Origin of the sequence: Psychrobacter sp. DD43 (genome assembly GCF_904846555.1) — a bacterium.
Taxonomy (GTDB): Bacteria; Pseudomonadota; Gammaproteobacteria; order Pseudomonadales; family Moraxellaceae; genus Psychrobacter; species Psychrobacter cryohalolentis.
Map to the genome: position 1 here is coordinate 95,977 of NZ_CAJHBE010000003.1, position 19,774 is coordinate 115,750.

The following is a 19,774-nucleotide window of genomic DNA, read 5'->3' on the forward strand; positions in this document are numbered from 1 at the left end:
TACACTACACGCTTGTTATGTTGTTTGGGCGTTTTAACTTTTATAAAGACGACTGACTCTTTATATAATGGGATTAACTTATGGCAATCGACGTAGTGGTCAATCAGCGGCATCTGCAAATTCAACTCAAACAGTTGGAGACAGTGTGGCATACCGTAATCAATGGCTATAATTTAAGTCAGGCGGCGACGGTACTGCATACCAGCCAATCAAGTCTTTCAAAGCATATCGCAGCACTTGAGAATCAGCTCAAAACTGAAGTGTTCGTGCGCCAAGGCAAACGTTTGACGGGGCTTACGACAATGGGTACGGCGCTCATGCCGCATATTGAGTCTATCTTTACCGAAATCCGTACGATTGAAAACCTCAGCCTCGACTTTAACAATCCAAATGTGGGTACATTGACAATTGCCACGACTCATACTCAGGCACGTTATGTCTTACCAGAAGTCGTGAAAGAATTTAAAGAGCGTTTTCCTAAGGTTAATCTCATTCTACAACAGGCAGATCCTGAAACCATCGCACAGATGGTGATACGTGGGCAGGCCGATATTGGTATTGCAACCGAGTCCTTGCTACATAACAACTATCTGCGCTGCTATCGTTATTACGACTGGACGCATCGTGTCATTGTGCCAAGCGATCATGAATTGGCAGGACTAGAATCTATCGATTTACCAACTCTCGCCAGCTATCCAATCGTAACTTATCACGGTGGTTTTACGGGGCGCGGCGCCATTGACAAGACTTTTAGCGATGCCGGTCTTGAGCCAGATATCGTATTGGCAGCACTTGATGCTGATGTGATTAGCACCTATGTTGGACTTGGCTTAGGGATTGGTATTATTGCAGAAATGGCATTTGAGCCAAGTCATTATCAAAATCTAACCGCCATTCCAGTCGACCATTTTGGACGTTTTACCAGTTGGATGGCAGTACGTGATGACGCAGAGATTCGTCAGTATGGACGGGCGTTTATGGAGCTGTGTCAAAAACAGTTTAGTCAGTAATGACTGCTGTTTTCACTAATACGTGTAGCTATAGTCAATCCACTATAAATCAAACACAGTGCTACTGGGATAAGTTTTGCGCCGCCTCTGTCTGCGCAGGCACAGCAAGCAAGAGAAATTTATACCAGTAGCGCGTTATGATATTTGTACTTATTTTATTTAGGAGTGACTATAGTATTTGATTATTAAGTCAGTTATATAAATAGAAGATCAAAGTACTCGTAATTAAAAATACTCATAAAAGCATCATTATCTTTAGATAGTGATGCTTTTTATTGTGAACTATTCTTTTCTAGTCAATGTCTGACTAAACCAACTGTCCTTATCCTCTATATCTCATATGATTAAGATTTGTTATCAGCATGAATACTGACCTTTATATCTTATTTAACCGCCCCATTATATAGGAGGTAAAGCGTTCAGGACTTGCATAATGATACTTATATCACTAGTTGAATAATAACTACGCAAGCTGAGGCTCTTATAAATTTATAATAAATAATACTGCCATTAATCATATGGCATCTAAAAACAGGTGATTTATGAGTAACTCTATTCCCTTATCCTTCTTAGATTTAGCCCCCGTTCCTGAGGGTAAAAGCATCGCTGAAGGCATTGCCCAAACCGTCGAGACAGCGCAGCAAGCTGAAAAATCTGGCTTAAATCGCTATTGGATGGCAGAACATCATAATATGCCCGGTATTGCTAGTGCAGCGACGTCAGTGCTATTGTCGCATATTGGTGCTCAGACTAAGCGTATACGTATTGGCGCAGGTGGTGTGATGTTGCCCAATCATGCCCCGCTCGTCATTGCTGAGCAGTTTGGTACTCTGCAAGCATTATATGGCGATCGCGTAGATTTGGGTTTGGGTCGTGCGCCCGGTACAGACGGTGCAACTTTTCAGGCATTACGTCGCCAGATGCAAGATGCTGATCGCTTTCCGCAAGATGTGCAAGAGTTGATGTACTTTTTGGGGAATGGCACAGATGATAGTCCCGTACAAGCATTTCCGGGTGCAAAATCCAATATTCCCATTTGGATACTAGGTTCTTCCCTTTTTGGTGCGACCTTAGCAGCGCACTTAGGATTGCCATATGTGTTTGCTTCACACTTTGCGCCGCAAATGCTTGGGCAAGCCATCAATGCTTATCGCGAGCAATTTAGACCATCAGCTTACTTAGACAAGCCTTATGTCATGCTAGCGGCAAATTTATTGCTTGCGGACGATGATGCGACCGCCCATTATCACTTTACCTCAGCACAGCAGAGCTTTGTGCGCTTGCGCCGTGGTGAAACAGGTCAAATGCCAAAGCCTACTCATGATATGGATAGTATCTGGAGCGCTGCTGAGAAAATGATGGTGGATAGTGCGTTGTCGGTATCGTTCATCGGCTCTGTTGAAACGGTTAAGCCAAAGCTTACGGCGTTTCTTGCTACCTATCAGCCCGATGAGCTGATTGTGACAGCAAACATCTATGACCAAGCAGCACGTTTGCGTTCGCTTGAGCTTGTCTCTGAGCTTAATTTATTTGATTTAAAACCAACAGCAATACTTGCATAATATTAAAAAACCTTCCCTTCTTTATAGAAGGGAAGGTTTTTTAATCAGGGGTTGATAAATTCTTAATAACTGTCTTTTGATTTAACCACTGTTTTATAAGTATGTAGTCATTTATCAAACAGTGGTTAAATTAGCCCCATAGCGCGTAATATTGCCGCGCCAATCGCCATGCCAAACATACCAACTACTGTTGTAAATGCCAAAATATTGGCCGCTAAAATATCATTACCGCCCATCGCTTTTGCCATCACATAGCTTGCTGCTGCTGTTGGTGATGCAACCATCAAAAACAGTACGCCCATATGTACGCCCGTTAAGCCAAAAGCAAAACCAACCGCTATAGCAACCAACGGTGCAATAACAATGCGTCCAATACTTGCCTGCATAGAAAGTCCAGAAGGATGCAACATCGACTTCAAATTAATACTGGCACCGGCACAAATCAGGGCAAGCGGTAAAGCAACTGCTGCTAATAGCCCACCGGTGATATGAATCACACCCGCTATCGGTGGTAGTGGCAATGCTTTATAAGTAAAGGCTGCAACGAGTGCAATGATGAGCGGATTGGTAAATAGCTTTTTGACAATCATGGTACTACGACTGAGCCAAGTATCCTCTATACTCTTAGACACTCGGCTGAGCGTAATCACCGCTAAAATATTAAACAGTATTGTCACCACACCCATATATACCGCGCCAATACTTAAGCCAGTCGTCCCATAGGCGTTGGCAACGGTTGCCAGTCCAATAATTGCCATATTGCTGCGAAAGATACCTTGTACAAAAACCCCTTGATTGGCAGGGTCGCTGATAAAGCGCTTAGCATAGAGCTCAGAGCCGATAAACAATATAAAGGTCACCACAATACCAGCGCCTATCAGTACCACTTGCTTCGCATAATCAACGTCACTATCGACCACACTAAAAAACAGCAGACATGGCAGACAATAATTAAAAACGAAACTGGAGGCCTGATCGATAAACACCTGATCCGCCTCACCGCGTCTTTTCATAAAAAAACCTAACCACATTAAGACAAGGTTGGGCAAGACGATGGTCATAGCAAAAATAATGGCATCAATCATAAATAGGCTCAGTTTAGTGACAAGCCCATCATAATGTGGACAATAGCGAGGTAAATTAATAAAAAAGATATAAGTAATAATAATAGAGTTGGTAATTCGTAGAGCCAGTATAAAGAGAAAGCAGCAACCAAGACAAGTGAGTACACCTCTTTCTTTTAACAACGGTAGTATTTTGGCAATAAAAAAGCCCATAACGACTTCTCGGTATGGGCTTTTTGCTTTTCTATTTTTTAAGTCATTGATACATTATTATGACGCGTTTAATGCTGCTTTTACTTTTTTCTGTTTTTTGATCGTCATTGCTAGTAGCTGGATAGCAGCTGGTGTGACACCACTGATACGTCCCGCTTGAGCCAATGTTGACGGACGGACTTGCGCAAGTTTTTGGACAATCTCATTGGACAACCCAGATACCACACTATAATCAAAATCTATTGGTAGCGCTGTATTCTCCAATCTCTTCATTTGATCAATATCTTCTTGCTGACGATCAATATAGCCTGCATATTTGACAGAAATTTCAATCTGCTCTCCCACTTGGATATCGACTTTCGAATCAGTGATGGCAGCGATATCAGCAAAATGAATCTGCGGACGCTTGAGCAAATCAAAAGCTGTTGCCTCTTTGGATAGCACCTCGCCCGTTTGCTCTGTGACTTTTTTGCCCAATGCATTGGCAGGGGTTGCCCACATATCTTTGAGGCGTGCGGTTTCTGAAGCAATGGCTTCCATTTTTTCTTCATACGCTTGCCAGCGCACATCATCTACCAAGCCAAGCTTACGACCCGTCTCAGTTAAGCGTTGATCCGCGTTGTCTTCACGTAGCAGTAGACGATATTCTGCACGACTGGTAAACATGCGGTATGGTTCGGTCGTGCCATGCGTAATCAAATCATCGACAAGCACGCCAAGATAGGCTTCATCACGGCGTGGTGTCCAGACATCAAACTCATTGTTTTCACAAGTGACTAGAGCGGCATTGGTGCCAGCTAATAAACCCTGTACGCCTGCTTCTTCGTAGCCAGTTGTACCATTGATTTGACCGGCAAAGTACAAGCGGTCAATCGATTTGGTTTCAAGCGTTGGTTTTAGGTTTTGCGGATCAAAATAATCGTATTCAATCGCATAGCCTGGACGGGTAATATGAGCGTTCTCTAAGCCTTTCATACTATGAATAAATTCTAACTGCACATCAAACGGCAAACTGGTTGAGATACCGTTTGGATATAGCTCATGAGTGGTCAAGCCTTCTGGCTCAATAAAAATCTGATGACTGTCTTTGTCAGCGAAGCGATGTATTTTATCTTCAATCGATGGACAATAACGTGGACCTACCCCTTCGATTTTGCCAGAGAACATCGGTGAGCGGTCTAGATTTTCACGGATGATATCATGAGTGCGCGTATTGGTATGAGTGATATAGCAATTGACCTGCTCAGGATGCATGGACACATCACCCATATAACTCATGACCGGCAGCGGTGTATCACCCGGCTGTACGGTCATCACACTAAAGTCAACACTACGTGCATCAATACGGGCAGGTGTACCTGTCTTTAGGCGACCAACAGGGAGTTTCAGCTCACGTAAACGATCAGCAAGCTTGATAGAAGGTTGATCGCCTGCGCGACCACCTTTTGAGCTCTCAAGACCAATATGAATCACCCCGCCTAAAAACGTACCTGAGGTTAACACAACCGTTTGCGTATTAAAAATAATACCAGTAGCAGTCACAACCGCTGTGGCACGACCGTTTTCAACTAGAATATCATCGGCTGCTTGTTGGAAGATATCAAGGTTTGGCTGATTCTCTAACGTATGACGAATGGCGGCTTTATAAAGAATACGATCTGCTTGCGCTCGAGTGGCTCGTACAGCGGCACCCTTACGACTGTTAAGTACTCGAAACTGGATGCCAGATTTGTCCGTTGCCAGTGCCATTGCGCCGCCAAGTGCATCAATCTCACGCACCAAATGCGATTTACCAATACCACCAATCGCAGGGTTACAGCTCATCTGTCCCAGCGTTTCAATATTATGCGTCAACAGCAAGGTTTGCGCGCCCATACGTGCGGCCGCCAAAGCAGCTTCTGTGCCAGCATGACCGCCACCGATCACCACCACGTCGTAATTTTTTGGGTATTGCATGTAATGCCTCACTTGACTGATCACGCTATGCTTAGCGACAGGCTATTATTTAATAACAGGAACTGGGTAGATAAGTGTCAGTCGAATTTAAAAAAGAAATAGCGACTAGAATATAGAACAAGCCACTATTAGCTGAATAGATAACCATTAATTATAACAATTTTTTATCATTTAAAAAACGTTATACGAAAAACTATTGAGATTAACGATCAAGAAATTTTGATTAACGTTGACAGCATTTACCAATGCTCATTCCCAACGTTTATTTGTCAGGACTTATTTGCCAGGACTAAGCGGCACAATACGATCCGCCTGCCCACTCGCCAGCATATGTTGGCTGCCATAGCCTTCTGGATTAATCTGTAAATAAGCATTCATCTGCCCAATCGCATCTCCATCATCACTCGCTAATATATGCTGTTTTATTGTCTCAACAGGTGGTAGTGGCAAGTTTTTAAGTAATGCCAAACGCTGAGCGTTATCACCTTTATTAACGACCAGTTCAATAAGTTGACGCGCATCAATGGGTAAATCTGGCGTATTCTGTGCCAATAACGCCAAATGATAAGCACCCGCAGCATCTTGATCCGCGACGATACGCTGTTCAATCGCAATATAAGTGGCTTCTGTTGCGCCGCCTGCCACGCTAAGCTGATGAATACATTTAAGCGCTGAATGTGGCTCATTGCCAGCGATTTCAATAATGCGCGTGGATTCATTTTTTAAGTGCTCGCGACGTTTTTCAATCGCAGCTTGCTCGGCATCTTGTATTTGAGTGGTTTGGCTATTTAATTCGTTAGTCATAGAACTCTCTTATTATTGATTCAATGTTTCTTAATGTTTCGAGGTATTGAATATCGATATTGAGAGTTATATGGGGATAAAGCTGGCAAAAACAATTGAACTTGCTGACTGTCAATATTAAAAAATAAAAAATCCGAGCAACCTTTAATAAGGCGACTCGGATTTGGGTACTTAGGCTCGAATATCAATTATATTAACATCTTAATGCCACTTAGATATTCAAGCATTAAACGTCGATATAAAGTGCTCTCGATATTAAGCAGCTGGGCTATTTGCTTCAACCAAAGGCTTAAGCTCGCCTGATTGGTACATTTGTAAAATAATGTCTGATCCGCCCATCAATTCACCATCAATCCATAGCTGCGGAAAAGTTGGCCAATTAGCAATTTGTGGTAACGTTGCGCGGATTTCTGGATTTTCTAAGATATTGACGAAAGCAAATGGGCGACCAATTTGTGTCAAGACTTCAATCGCTTTGGCAGAGAAACCACACTGTGGGAACTGCGGTGAGCCTTTCATATATAGAATGACTTTGTTGTCTTTGATTTGGTTACGAATCAGTTGTTCAATATCGTTGGCAGCAGTATTTGGGGTTTGCTCACTCATAAAAACTCCTATTAATTAAAACTATTTATAAAAAAGACAGGTAACATTAAATTTATCATGTGGCTGCTACATGGGGCAATCTTAACCACATTGCAAGCAGTTTGGAAAGCTGACAGCCATAATCATACGCACTGATATACTATTGAGAATTAAACGCCAAGCGCATTCGGCACCAATAATACCACGGCATTGGCCATAATACCCTCTTGCCGACCGGTAAAGCCCAATTTTTCAGTAGTGGTTGCCTTAACACTGATATTGCCCACATCGGTCTGCAAATCACTAGCGATATTAGCGCGCATGGCTAAATTATGTGGTGCCAGTTTTGGGCGTTCACACATTACGGTAATATCAGCATTCCCCAACATATAACCTGCGGCCAAAACTTTGCCATATACATAACGAAGTAGTACGCGTGAATCTAAACCCGCATTTGCCGCATCGGTATCTGGAAAATGTTGCCCGATATCGCCGAGTGCCAAGGCGCCAAGCAAAGCGTCAGCAAGTGCATGCAGTACTACATCACCATCAGAATGCGCAAGTAAGCTGTGCGTATGATCAATAGGCACACCTGCCAGCACCACATATTGCTGCTGTTGACCATTATTATGAAACGCATGAACATCAATACCTTGACCAATTTTTATCATTATCATTCCAAGTAAATTAATGGTGATTAGGATAATTGAAAACCATTATCTAAATTTTTAAAGCGATTTTACCGCCAGTAAGATGCCATAGCTCGCCACCAGTTTCAATTAACTGGTATAATATGACGCTTATTTTATCATAATACCCAATCCAAAAGATAAGCCGACGTCGTTCTGCTGAGACTACGCATGGTAGTCATTGCATAATTTTGGCGTCAATATGTATTTTGGAGAACGTATAAATAGTTGAGCCGCTTTATGTCAGCCATACCAAACGCTTCTAACACATCAGCTTCTGCTTCTTTTGACGCCCATCGCCCTCTAACGCTTGCCGATATCAATGATCCTAGCACTAAGCATGTGATTGTTGGCATGTCAGGCGGAGTCGACTCTTCTGTGTCTGCCGTATTGCTTCAGCAGGCAGGCTTTGTGGTCGAAGGTCTGTTCATGAAGAACTGGGAAGAAGATGACGGTACCGAATATTGTACGGCGATGGATGACTTAGCAGATGCGCAAGCGGTGTGCGACAAAATTGGCATAAAATTGCATACCGCCAACTTTGCCATGGAATACTGGGATCGCGTCTTTGAGCATTTTTTAGCGGAATACAAAGCGGGTCGCACGCCAAATCCCGATATTTTATGTAATAAAGAAATCAAGTTTAAAGCATTCTTAGACTATGCCTTAACGCTTGGTGCTGATTATATCGCCACTGGTCACTATACCCGCCGCAGTGTGAACCATAAGAATAATGACGGTATTGAAGTGGCTCAATTGCTACGTGGGCTCGATAATAATAAAGACCAAAGCTACTTCTTACATGCGGTTGGTGGTGACAAGCTTGCCAAAACCCTGTTCCCAGTTGGTGAGCTCGAAAAACCAGTCGTTCGTCAAATCGCTGAAGATCATGACCTTATTACCGCCAATAAAAAGGATTCAACTGGTATTTGTTTTATTGGCGAGCGCCGTTTTAAAGACTTTTTACAACAGTACCTGCCTGCCCAAAAAGGCGATATCGTCACTGACGATGGTATTACTATCGGTACGCATGATGGTCTTATGTACTATACATTAGGGCAGCGCGGTGGTATTGGTATTGGCGGAGTGAAAGATCGTCCCGAAGAACCATGGTTTGTACTCGCAAAAGACTTGGATAACAACCGTTTGATCGTTGGACAAGGTCACGAGCATGCCATGATGCTGAGTAATGAGCTACAAGCTTATAAGCTCGATTGGGTCAATGGTTTACCGCCTGCAGATATCTTTACCGATGAAGGTTTACGTTGTATGGCAAAATCGCGCTATCGTCAGCCTGACCAAGCGTGCCGAGTGTTTGCTGTTGATGATAAAGGTTTAGAAGTACGAGTGATGTTTGATGCGCCGCAACGTGCAGTGACGCCAGGTCAGTCAGCGGTGTTTTATGTCGATGAGGTTTGTTTGGGCGGTGGCGTCATTGCCTCTATTGATGCGCCTTGCGGAATTTGACATCTCAGTTAACATTAATTAATACAATGATTTGTCTTTTTTTAGGATACTGAATGACCGCTCGCCTTTTCGCCTTGCTGAATATCTCATTTTCTTGTTCGATATGGGTAAAGAGAGGTCTTACGCTTACTTTCATTGCTGCGTCATTTAGTGCACAGTCAGCACCAGCAGAGATGGGTAGTATTACGGTGACCAGCTCTAATGCTTCGACTGGTAGTGCTTCTGGCACCTATATCGCAGCAGGTTCTGGTGCTACCGGTCGTTTTACTTTGGTGCGCAATGAAAATATTGGTTATAACAATAGCGCTGAGATAACACCAGCTAGTGGTACGCGCACCAATGGTATTGAAATCAGGAATGATTCTAATACTAGTATTGATAGAGATAAGTTCAAGTACACCTTTACTATTACTCCTGATGACAATGCTTCTATACATACCATAAAAGTTGGTCAAGCTAGCTATTCAATAGGTGGTAACTCAGAGATTGCACGTCAAACATTAAGCTTTACCCAAAATAGTCAAATTAGTACACCTGCGCAAGCTACCATCAGAAATAACCCAAACGTCTCCTATTTTTATAATGCCATGGGTGATTATTTTATGGGTAAAAAACTGGCTGGAAATAGCTTTAGCTCTAACAATATGGTTACCTTGCCACAGCTACGCTTCGATAGCTCAATTGGTGGAGATAGCGGCTTATATTATTACGGAATCACTGCGCTTAACGGTAGTGGTAATAGTAGCTCGTTTACGCCTACTACCAATAGTAGTGGACAAGTATCTTTTGCATCTGGTCAAAAAAGAGGCACCTTGCCCCCTATGCCCACCTTTACCAATATTCTAAAAGAAACCTCTACCAGTCCCAATAATCAGACGACTTATCGGGCATTGAACGTAAACGACATCATAGCTAATAATAGCAGCTACGTCAGCTATGGTATCGCTAATGCAGACAGCAACTATGTTCTTGCGGTTAAAAATGCCAAGACTGTCACCTTAACTTACGAAGGCATCATGAGAGGTAATAGTGCTATTGAAGCGGATGTGGTTGGAGAAACCTATAATGAATGGATCAGCTTCGGGGTAGAAAGCGAACCTCTCTATTATGTTTTTTCAGGAACAGTATTTAACGATAATGGTGGTAATACCAATCCACAAGTAAATAACTCTGGCTACTTTAACGGTATTTTTGATACCGTCTCCGAAAGCGGAATTTCTAACAGTACTATTAAACTAGTCGATTGCAACAACTCAGATATAGTTTACGCTAGTGAAAATTTACCTATGACTGGTGTTGGGCAATATCAACTTAGAACGCCCATTGCCAATCTGAGCGGCAAAAACACTGTCTGTTTGATAGAAGAAAACAGTACGAATACACACCCTATTCGCACTACTAATAGTAAAAAACAAGTGGATTTAGTGACGAACAAATATTTTTATGATACCAATAATTTTGGTAGAGTCGCTGCTGAAAATGCTGCTCTAGTACTTATAAAATACCAATATGTAAATAGCTGTCCGGCGACTATTGATTACCCCACTATTAGCAATACCGCTGCTGACAACCCTAATAGTGGTTTTAGTACTAAACCTATTGATAATATTGAGCCTGGAAACTGTATTGCCTATAAAATTACGGCAACCAATCGCGCCAACCTTTCTATTGATAACTTCATAATGCAAGATATGCTTCAAAAGAAGGGAGAAAAAGGGGCCACGGTCGACTCAAAACTGATTGCGCCACTATATAAGCCAAATGACTATGCTTCTGATAGTGTGGCTATCGGTAACAATGGTTTAATTAAAACCAAAATATTTACTCTAGCTGCAAAATCATCTTACGACTTTTACTTCAATACTAAGTACGGTACAACGCAATCTAATTAATACATGATGATTTTTCAGATTAAATCATTTTTTACATTTTTTTAACCAGCTGTAATTTCAATAACTTTTGAGGCAATGATATGAATCTACTTACCGCACTCTCCCCAATCGATGGTCGCTATGCATCCAAAGCCGATAGCTTGCGCCCTTATTTATCAGAATTTGGTCTGATTAAAGCGCGCGTGACCGTTGAGATTCGCTGGTTACAGTCATTGGCTGATAATAGCGCGATTGGTGAGTTGGCAGAATTTGATACCAATACCAATGCGTTTTTAAATGCTATCGTAGATAACTTTAGCGAAGCTGACGCGCAAGCGATCAAAGACATCGAAGCAACGACCAACCATGATGTAAAAGCGGTCGAATACTTTATTAAAGATAAATTCCGTGGTCAGGCAGCACTTGAAGATTCATTAGAATTTATTCATTTTGCTTGCACCAGTGAAGATATTAATAACCTATCTTACGCACTCATGCTCAAAGACAGCCGCGAAATCGTCGTTGCTAAAATGCAAGAAGTAACGGATAGCATCGTTAATCTAGCAATTATCCATGCTGATCAACCGATGCTTTCACGTACTCATGGTCAAACGGCAAGCCCGACGACTCTAGGTAAAGAGATGGCAAACGTTGCTTATCGTCTAGCGCGTCAAATCAAGCAAGTCGGTCAGGTAGAGTTACTCGGTAAAATCAATGGTGCGGTCGGTAACTATAATGCTCACTACGCCTCATATCCTGACGTTGATTGGCAGAATCATGCTGAAAAATTCATTAATGAACGTTTAGAATTGACCTTTAATCCTTATACCACGCAAATTGAGCCGCATGATTATATCGCTGAATTGTTTGATGTAGTAAAACGCTTTAATACCATTCTAATCGACTTTAACCGTGATATTTGGCAGTATATTAGCTTAGGCTATTTTAAACAGCGCCTAAAAGATGGTGAAGTGGGTTCTTCTACCATGCCGCATAAAGTCAACCCGATTGACTTTGAAAACTCTGAAGGTAATTTGGGTGTAGCTAATGCCATGCTTGCTCATTTGGGTGAAAAGCTACCGATTTCACGTATGCAGCGCGATTTGTCTGACTCTACCGTGTTGCGTAATATCGGTGTTGGTCTAGCACAAAGCATGATTGCTTATGATGCGTGCCTCAAAGGCGTCAGCAAACTTGAATTAAATGCCCAACGTTTAAATGACGATTTGGATAATGCGCAAGAAGTATTGGCTGAACCAATTCAGACGGTTATGCGTCGCTACCGTGTTGAAAACCCATACGAGAAGCTAAAAGCATTAACTCGTGGTAATGCCATGACTCGTGAAGCGATGCTTACTTTTGTTGATGGCGATGAATTATCGGCAGTCAGTGAAAGCGATAAAAACAGTTTGCGTGAAATGACGCCTGCTACTTATATTGGTAATGCGGCTGAACAAGCACGCACGATTAAAGAATGGATTGCTAAAATTTAACTGGCAATCAAATCATTTCTATCAAATGTAAAAAAGATATAAATGAGCACTCATTTATATCTTAATAAAAACCTTACTCTAAACACTATTATTTTTTAAAATACATAGTTGATGGGTGAGGTTTTTATTCTTTATCGTCTTTATCACTGCTATCGCCCGGTATGATAGCTTTACCCACAGCGACCGTACCTTTAACCACACCTTTAGTGGTTTTATAAGCGATTTTAGCAGGTACAGTAACAATTTTATGTACACAAGCTTGCAGCAAAAACATACTGGCAATAATAACGATAAAATGCAATTTTTTCATAAATGTCCTAAGAATAATTATAGGCTCTGATGACAGTCATCAGATAAGCAATAATCATAAACTAATAAATCCTGCCTATAAAGCCATCATTTCTATTAATCTTATAACCAGTTAACCATACGGATTTATCCATGACTTCTATCCCCCTTTGTTTACCGAATACCATTACTCCTGAGCAATTCTTAAACGATTATTGGCAAAAAAAACCCCTCTTGATTAAGCAAGGCTTACCGCAATTAATTGGTATGTTTGAGCCGGAAGATATCTTAGGCTTAGCCATAGATGAAGACGCTACTGCAAGGCTACTGACTCAAGCTGCGAGCAAACAAGAAGGTCAGCCGCAATGGCAACTTAAAAAGAACCCACTAACTGAAGCCGACTTTGATAACTTACCTGAGCAATGGTCAGTACTGGTACAAAATCTTGAGCAATGGTCGCCGGAACTTGGCGCATTATGGCAGGCGCTTGATTTTATACCGCAGTGGCAGCGCGATGATATTATGGTGTCTTATGCGCCAAAAGGCGGCTCGGTTGGCAAGCATTATGATGATTACGATGTATTTCTAGCGCAAGGGTTTGGCTCTAGACGTTGGCAGTTAGGTAAGTTTTGTGATGAGCAGACCCAATTTGTTGCCGATGAGCCGATACGTCTATTTGATGATATGGGCGAGATTATCTTTGATGAAATCTTAGAAGCCGGTGATGTGCTATACGTGCCACCAAAATTAGCACATTTTGGCGTAGCGCAAGATGATTGCCTAACCTTTTCCTTTGGCTGCCGTCGTCCAAACTTGATGCAAATCATTGACAGCCTTGCCGATGTCGCGACCAATGACAGCGCTTTATTTATACCGATGTTATTACCACAAGCTATGCAAGCGTCAGGGGAGTTAAAGACTGACAGCATTGAGGCGATTAAAACTCAATTATTACAACTCCTCCAATCTGAGCGCGGTGATACGATTATTCGCCAAGCCGTGTCTGAAGTGGTCAGCAAGCGTCAATATGATGTGCTTGTCCCTGAAGAGTCGCTGACGACTGATGAGATGATAGCAGCATTGGCAACTGGCGCGACGTTGCAAGCAGATTATAGCAATCGTTTGTTATACACCCAGGCGGATAATGACATCGTTTTATATGCCAATGGGCAACGCCTAGATGATTTGCATGAAACATCGATAGCACTACTGGTACGCTTATCTAATGGCGAGCATTTAAGCCTTGACGATATGGAAGGGATTGACCCTGATGAAGTGATGGAATGGTTAGAGAATGGTTGGATATGGATGAATCATCCAGAGTAATGCCATAGTTATTAGCCAGTTTTTATAGCACATTGGCTATTAAGCATTATTTAAAAACCATCAGCGCCTATTTACTAAGATTTAAATGTCTTAATAAATAGGCGCTGATTTTTATGTAAACATTCTAACTTAAGCAAAAAAATACCTTTAATACTTCCCTTTATGCAGCAACCGCTTTTTTATAACGACTCACGCCAGCGATAATTGTTTCTTCAATCACCCTATCATCACCTAACATCATCAGCACAAATAACTGCTCATCAAGTGACTTGGTCTGTGTCATACGGCGCTCCATTAAATCAGTGCCACCCATATCTATCACCACAAAATCTGCTTCTTTATTGGGCATAAAGTTACCGATTTTATCGTCTAACAACAATGACTGCGCGTTGCCTAACGTGATTTGATATAACCCTTGATGCGCTGATAACGGATTACTCTGTAATTGCTGAACTTTATAGGCTTCTGCTAAAGTGGTCAGCATCGATAAGCTAGTACCTGCGCCCACGTCGGTTGCGATACTAACGCCGGTATAGCTTAGAGTTTTGGACAAATCAAACAGTCCACTGCCTAAAAATAAATTGGACGTCGGGCAATGGGCTATTTGGGTGCCAGTATCACGTAGCACTTCATATTCTGATGTCGAGAGATGGATGCCATGCGCCAACGTCGTATATCTGCCAAGTAAGCCCATATCATGATAAACGTCCAAATAACCTTTATGATTGGGATAAAGCTCACGTACAAAAGCGATTTCATCAAGGTTTTCAGCCAGATGTGTTTGCAGATAAACACTATCATAACTACGATACAGCTCACCGGTCATTTGTAATTGTTTTGGCGTTGACGTAATGGCAAATCTTGGCGTAATCGCCACATGCTGACGTCCGCGCTCATGCCATTTATCGATGATATTTTGGGTATCACGGATGCCCTGCTCTGTTGGCACACACAGATGCTCAGGCGCGTTTTGATCCATCAATACGTTACCCGTAATCATACGAGTATTCAGACGGCAGCTTTCGTTAAAGAATGATTCTACTGACTGCGGATGACTGGTTGAAAATACCAAGGCGCTTGTTGTGCCATTAGCAAGCAGCTGGTTTAAAAAGAATTTTGCGGTATCATCAGCAATCTTTGTATCACCAAAATTGGCTTCGGTCACAAAGGTATAATTGTTCAACCAATCAAGTAATTGCTCGCCAAACGCAGCAATCATATCTATTTGCGGATAATGCACATGGGTGTCAATAAAGCCTGGCATGATAAGCTGATCTTGGCAATCATGAATCTGTACTGGCGCTTGACCCTCTTGGCGACTGGCGTTGCCGTACTGCGACATCATTGACGCACAGCTGCCATAATCTACGACGCGACCAGTCGCATCATCGACCACCAAGGCACCATTAGCGATATATTCAGGATAAACCTTGACGCCTGCCACCACTGGCAGCAAAGTAACGTTTTTATCGACCACCGTAATGCTAGGACGCTCAGCATTGGTTAAACTATCATTAGTTAAGTCAGCCGTCTCTACATGGGTATGCTTGGCTCTTGCCGCCAGATTCTCTTCCGTTAAATAATGCAATAATTGTGCTTGATAAATATGTATGGTCATAAAAAAATCTCACAATAATAGATAAGTATTTTGGTTAAAAATTCATCCATATTATGTGTTTACCCTAATGCAATCAAAGAAATACAAGCACAAAGTTACTGAGCGCAGCCTATCTCGTATGACGGCTGACGAAGCTAAGAACGATGTCTTAATGCATTTAAGGCAGACAGATAAATAGAGAATTAAAAATTTTTTAATTGAGATAAATGTTAGTTATAAATCATGATAAAGCTGCATCATTTGCGCCGCGATAGAGATAGCGACCGCCATTGGCTCTTTTCCGCCAGTATTAAGACCGATTGGCATGGTCAATTTATCGACTATTTGCTCATTGTAGTCACGCTGTAGTAAGCGATCTCTAAAACGCTTGGCTTTGGTCGCTGAGCTTATACAGCCAAGATAAGGCACTAAGCTGCTATCTATGCCAGTTTTCCCATAAGTATCAAGCGCGGCACGTACCAAATCAAAATCAAGACTGTGATCATGAGTCATGACCAAAATAAAATACTGAGTGCCCTTTTTTGTTGATGCATTCAAAGTGCTTTGAATGCTTTTAGCGACAAACGGTTGGATAAAATCGACTGGATCTTCATCAATATGCGGGCGAATGTGAGTAGGCAACTGATAAGTCACTTGCCCCTCTACAGTATCCGGATTATGGGTTAGATAACGCTCAAACATTTCAGCTCGGCTGTCTACCCAGTCGACTTGACAAGGTAGCTCAGCAAGAATGGTCATTAGCGCAGCTGCTACGTGCCCTGCACCAAACACCAGTAACGACATGGGCGGCGTTACATTAAAGCATTCAAACATGACCGTGACGCTACCGCCGCAGCATTGAGCCAATGTAGCGCCCAATGGATAATGCTTGGTATAAACGGCATCGCGGCGTACTGCCTGCGCCTTTGCAGACTTACCTTCTTTTAACGGTTGCATGCTTCTAGCGTCAGTGGCATTAATTTCACCATTTAGCAATTGCCTAGCGGTTATCGTCACGTCATGTTCAAGGCTACCGCCGCCTAAGGTGTCACAACATGCATCAAGCGTCACGATCATTTTGGATTGAAGCTCACGAGGTGCTGAGCCATTCACCGCAACGACCGTCGCCAAAACGTGCGCAATACCTTGCTGCTGATATTGCGCCAGTCCGTTATACCACTTTGTTGGTGGCATCGGTGTGATTAGTGACTTATTCACTATGTGCCGGTCCGCGAGCCGTTGATACATTTGGGTTTTGTATCGCTTCAGGCTGATCATCCGTTAGCTTACCTTCGACTTCTGTTGGATTAATATCTTTACCGTGTGCGACTTGCTGCAGCTTGACTTTATCATCATCAATACCGCAATTATCATCGGTTACTGTTAGGCTAGTAATCGTGTCTGTATCCGCTTTAGAGGTGATTTCCCACGCTTGACCCTGCATGCGCATGACCGATTTTAATACCGCTTCTGGCGTTGCCGGCATGGTCAGCTCAGGGTTTCTCTGATAATTACCTAAGCTTGCAATCGCGTTATTAATCGCGCACCAAACGCTAGCGGCAAGCATAAATGGCGGTTCGCCAACGGCTTTGGAGTTATAAATAGTCTGCTCTTCGTTTTTACGCTCGAACAGTTTGACGCTCCATTGTTTTGGTAAGTCATGCGCCGTTGGAATTTTATAATTGGCGGCACTGTTTGACGCAAGGTTTCCTTTTTTATCCCAAACCAACTCTTCAGCAGTAAGCCAGCCCATACCTTGAACAAAACCGCCTTCAATCTGACCGATATCAATTGCAGGATTAATCGACTGCCCAACATCGTGTAAGATATCGCAGCGCAATACTTTATATTCACCCGTTAAAATATCAATCTCAACCTCAGAACAAGAGGCACCCAAGGCAAAGTAAAAGAATGGGCGACCCCATGCTTTTGAGCGATCATAAAATATCTTTGGTGTTTTATAGTAGCCAGTAGACGATAAGCTAACGCGGTGCTGATATGCGAGTAACACCATTTCAGCAAAGGTTAGTGTTTCTTTATCACCGATATGGACATGATTGCGCTCAAATTTGACATCCTCTGCACTTACGTCAAAATGTTCAGTAGCAAATTCAACCAAGCGATCTCTAATAGTAATACAGGCATTTTGTGCTGCTTTACCATTCATATCAGTACCTGACGACGCCGCTGTTGGCGAAGTATTTGGCACTTTATCGGTACGAGTTGCGGTTACTTTTACGGTATCTAAATCTACATCGAATTCATTGGCAACGATTTGGGCAATCTTAATATATAGCCCTTGCCCCATTTCAGTACCGCCGTGATTGATTTGAATGGTACCGTCGGTATAGATATGAACCAAAGCACCCGCTTGGTTTAGCGTCTGTACCGTAAATGAGATACCAAATTTGACCGGCGTTAAAGCCAGACCAAAACGTTTGTCACTGCCCTCAGCTTCAGCTTTTTGATTAGCTGCTGTGATTTGCTCACGGCGCTTAGCATAATCGTTATCATCAGCTAACGTCTGCATAATAGTCGCCAAATCAAAATGCTCAATTGGCTGCCCATAATGGGTGCTTTGACCATTTTGATATAGATTTGCCAAACGTACCTGCAGAGGATCTTTGCCCAAACTGTAGGCGATATCATCCATCATATATTCAGCGGTCAGCAAACCTTGTGGGCCACCAAAACCTCGATAAGCGGTATTAGATACCGTATGTGTCTTGCAGCGATGACCAGCGATCTGAGCCGCTGGATAATAATAAGCGTTGTCACAATGGAACATCGCCCGATCGACAATGGCATCGGACAAATCTGGTGAATAGCCACACAATCCTGATAGCTGCATATCAACGCCAAGCACTTGACCAGCATCATTGACACCGACATCGTAGCGATTGGCAAATTCATGACGTTTACCAGTTACGACCATGTCATCTTGACGGTCTAAGCGCATACTCACTGGCACATTATGGCGTTTGGCAACGATACCGCACAGACACGCCCATGCCGCGGCTTGCGTTTCTTTACCACCAAAGCCGCCGCCCATTCGGCGCACAACTGTCGTCACGGCATGAAAAGGTAAATCGACCACTTCGGCGACCAGCTGCTGCACTTCACTCGGATGCTGTGAGGAAGTATAGACTTCAAGCCCACCATCATCGCAAGGAATGACGTATGACACCTGCCCTTCCAAATAAAAATGCTCTTGCCCTAGCATACGAATATGCCCTGCAATACGAGTAGGTGCATTTTCAAGCTCAGCCTGAGCATCACCGCGCGTCATAAAGTGACTTGGACGTACAAACTGCTCTTGCTTTAGCGCCTCATCAATAGTGAGGATTGCGGACAGCGGTTCATATTCCACAATGGCTTTGAGCACGGCTTTTTTTGCTGCACGGTGACTGGTGGCAACCACCGTAAATAGCGTTTGACCGACATATTCTGTGATCTGATCGACCATGAGTGGGTCGCCATCAAACACTGCTCCGATATCAGTCTTGGCTGGTAAATCTTTAAAGGTGATGACATCGATGACCCCGTCTGCTGTTCGTACGGCGCTCAAATCCATATTCAATACACGAGCATGCGCGTGAGCACTTTTACCAATTGCTAAATGCAGGGTGTTTTGTGGTTTTAGCATATCGTCCACATAAGTGGCAGTGCCCATAACGTGACTAATAGCACTGTCATGCTTTGCTTGGGTGCCAATCTTGTCTTTTGGTGGACGCTGTCTGCGGGTACTGTAGCTATCAAATAATGAAGAATGGTGGCTCATAATGGCTCTCTCTCTTATATTTTTAGCAAAACCTATCTCTCTAACAATAGCGTTTTGACTGTATCTTT

Annotated in this window: 15 protein-coding genes; 6 read left to right on the forward strand and 9 right to left on the reverse strand. The window is 42.8% G+C overall.

Annotation, left to right across the window (positions count from 1 at the left end):
* The first annotated feature begins 80 nt into the window (after positions 1-80).
* Complete coding sequence (locus JMX89_RS02450) at positions 81-1,010, forward strand: LysR substrate-binding domain-containing protein (protein ID WP_011513490.1); 930 nt, start codon at positions 81-83, stop codon at positions 1,008-1,010.
* A gap of 542 nt (positions 1,011-1,552) precedes the next feature.
* Positions 1,553-2,572 (forward strand): LLM class flavin-dependent oxidoreductase, encoded by a 1,020-nt coding sequence (locus JMX89_RS02455; protein WP_201531375.1) that lies wholly within the window; start codon positions 1,553-1,555, stop codon positions 2,570-2,572.
* A 125-nt stretch (positions 2,573-2,697) separates the two neighbouring features.
* Here JMX89_RS02455 and JMX89_RS02460 read toward each other — a convergent pair whose 3' ends face one another.
* The 5 genes from JMX89_RS02460 to ispF form a co-directional block, all read right to left on the reverse strand.
* Positions 2,698-3,657 carry an AEC family transporter gene (locus JMX89_RS02460; protein ID WP_201531373.1) on the reverse strand — a complete coding sequence of 320 codons (960 nt, stop codon included), beginning with the start codon at positions 3,655-3,657 and terminating at the stop codon, positions 2,698-2,700.
* Positions 3,658-3,906: 249 nt separating this feature from the next.
* Positions 3,907-5,805 carry a tRNA uridine-5-carboxymethylaminomethyl(34) synthesis enzyme MnmG gene (gene mnmG, locus JMX89_RS02465; protein ID WP_201550760.1) on the reverse strand — a complete coding sequence of 633 codons (1,899 nt, stop codon included), beginning with the start codon at positions 5,803-5,805 and terminating at the stop codon, positions 3,907-3,909.
* A 276-nt stretch (positions 5,806-6,081) separates the two neighbouring features.
* Positions 6,082-6,609 (reverse strand): hypothetical protein, encoded by a 528-nt coding sequence (locus JMX89_RS02470; protein WP_201550762.1) that lies wholly within the window; start codon positions 6,607-6,609, stop codon positions 6,082-6,084.
* Positions 6,610-6,864: 255 nt separating this feature from the next.
* Positions 6,865-7,215 (reverse strand): Grx4 family monothiol glutaredoxin, encoded by a 351-nt coding sequence (grxD, locus tag JMX89_RS02475; RefSeq protein ID WP_011280514.1) that lies wholly within the window; start codon positions 7,213-7,215, stop codon positions 6,865-6,867.
* 149 nt (positions 7,216-7,364) lie between these two features.
* Positions 7,365-7,871, reverse strand: coding sequence for a 2-C-methyl-D-erythritol 2,4-cyclodiphosphate synthase (gene ispF / locus JMX89_RS02480; RefSeq protein WP_320157701.1), 507 nt, complete (start codon positions 7,869-7,871; stop codon positions 7,365-7,367).
* A 252-nt stretch (positions 7,872-8,123) separates the two neighbouring features.
* Between ispF and mnmA the strand changes: the two genes are divergently transcribed.
* The 3 genes from mnmA (at position 8,124) to purB (ending at position 12,714) form a co-directional block, all read left to right on the forward strand.
* The gene (gene mnmA, locus JMX89_RS02485) at positions 8,124-9,350 is read left to right on the forward strand and encodes a tRNA 2-thiouridine(34) synthase MnmA (RefSeq protein ID WP_201531367.1); all 1,227 of its coding nucleotides are present in this window, start codon (positions 8,124-8,126) and stop codon (positions 9,348-9,350) included.
* Between the two features lie 53 nt (positions 9,351-9,403).
* Positions 9,404-11,242 (forward strand): hypothetical protein, encoded by a 1,839-nt coding sequence (locus JMX89_RS02490; protein WP_201531365.1) that lies wholly within the window; start codon positions 9,404-9,406, stop codon positions 11,240-11,242.
* 80 nt (positions 11,243-11,322) lie between these two features.
* Positions 11,323-12,714, forward strand: coding sequence for an adenylosuccinate lyase (purB, locus tag JMX89_RS02495; RefSeq protein ID WP_201531363.1), 1,392 nt, complete (start codon positions 11,323-11,325; stop codon positions 12,712-12,714).
* Positions 12,715-12,838: 124 nt separating this feature from the next.
* Here the strand turns inward: purB and JMX89_RS02500 are convergent, their stop codons facing one another.
* Positions 12,839-13,024 (reverse strand): NF038104 family lipoprotein, encoded by a 186-nt coding sequence (locus tag JMX89_RS02500; RefSeq protein WP_011513481.1) that lies wholly within the window; start codon positions 13,022-13,024, stop codon positions 12,839-12,841.
* Between the two features lie 131 nt (positions 13,025-13,155).
* On the opposite strand from JMX89_RS02500, the gene JMX89_RS02505 reads away from it, so the two are divergent.
* Positions 13,156-14,328 (forward strand): cupin domain-containing protein, encoded by a 1,173-nt coding sequence (locus JMX89_RS02505; protein ID WP_181210544.1) that lies wholly within the window; start codon positions 13,156-13,158, stop codon positions 14,326-14,328.
* A gap of 160 nt (positions 14,329-14,488) precedes the next feature.
* Here JMX89_RS02505 and guaD read toward each other — a convergent pair whose 3' ends face one another.
* The 3 genes from guaD to xdhB all read right to left on the reverse strand — a co-directional run bounded on the left by guaD (position 14,489) and on the right by xdhB (position 19,706).
* Entirely contained in the window at positions 14,489-15,946 is a 1,458-nt protein-coding gene (gene guaD / locus JMX89_RS02510; RefSeq protein ID WP_227672981.1) for a guanine deaminase, read from the reverse strand.
* A 213-nt stretch (positions 15,947-16,159) separates the two neighbouring features.
* Positions 16,160-17,143 carry a xanthine dehydrogenase accessory protein XdhC gene (gene xdhC / locus JMX89_RS02515; RefSeq protein WP_227672982.1) on the reverse strand — a complete coding sequence of 328 codons (984 nt, stop codon included), beginning with the start codon at positions 17,141-17,143 and terminating at the stop codon, positions 16,160-16,162.
* Positions 17,136-19,706, reverse strand: a complete 2,571-nt coding sequence (gene xdhB, locus JMX89_RS02520) for a xanthine dehydrogenase molybdopterin binding subunit (RefSeq protein WP_201531361.1) — start codon at positions 19,704-19,706, stop codon at positions 17,136-17,138. The genes xdhC and xdhB overlap by 8 nt, the downstream gene beginning before the upstream one ends.
* Positions 19,707-19,774 lie beyond the last annotated feature (68 nt).

Excerpts from the sequence above, each read along its gene's own strand:
- JMX89_RS02450 (WP_011513490.1), top strand. The coding sequence starts at position 81 with ATGGCAATCGACGTAGTGGTCAATCAGCGGCATCTGCAAATTCAACTC.
- JMX89_RS02455 (WP_201531375.1), top strand. The coding sequence starts at position 1,553 with ATGAGTAACTCTATTCCCTTATCCTTCTTAGATTTAGCCCCCGTTCCT.
- JMX89_RS02460 (WP_201531373.1), bottom strand. The coding sequence starts at position 3,657 with ATGATTGATGCCATTATTTTTGCTATGACCATCGTCTTGCCCAACCTT.
- mnmG (WP_201550760.1), bottom strand. The coding sequence starts at position 5,805 with ATGCAATACCCAAAAAATTACGACGTGGTGGTGATCGGTGGCGGTCAT.
- JMX89_RS02470 (WP_201550762.1), bottom strand. The coding sequence starts at position 6,609 with ATGACTAACGAATTAAATAGCCAAACCACTCAAATACAAGATGCCGAG.
- grxD (WP_011280514.1), bottom strand. The coding sequence starts at position 7,215 with ATGAGTGAGCAAACCCCAAATACTGCTGCCAACGATATTGAACAACTG.
- ispF (WP_320157701.1), bottom strand. The coding sequence starts at position 7,871 with ATGATAATGATAAAAATTGGTCAAGGTATTGATGTTCATGCGTTTCAT.
- mnmA (WP_201531367.1), top strand. The coding sequence starts at position 8,124 with ATGTCAGCCATACCAAACGCTTCTAACACATCAGCTTCTGCTTCTTTT.
- JMX89_RS02490 (WP_201531365.1), top strand. The coding sequence starts at position 9,404 with ATGACCGCTCGCCTTTTCGCCTTGCTGAATATCTCATTTTCTTGTTCG.
- purB (WP_201531363.1), top strand. The coding sequence starts at position 11,323 with ATGAATCTACTTACCGCACTCTCCCCAATCGATGGTCGCTATGCATCC.
- JMX89_RS02500 (WP_011513481.1), bottom strand. The coding sequence starts at position 13,024 with ATGAAAAAATTGCATTTTATCGTTATTATTGCCAGTATGTTTTTGCTG.
- JMX89_RS02505 (WP_181210544.1), top strand. The coding sequence starts at position 13,156 with ATGACTTCTATCCCCCTTTGTTTACCGAATACCATTACTCCTGAGCAA.
- guaD (WP_227672981.1), bottom strand. The coding sequence starts at position 15,946 with ATGACCATACATATTTATCAAGCACAATTATTGCATTATTTAACGGAA.
- xdhB (WP_201531361.1), bottom strand. The coding sequence starts at position 19,706 with ATGAGCCACCATTCTTCATTATTTGATAGCTACAGTACCCGCAGACAG.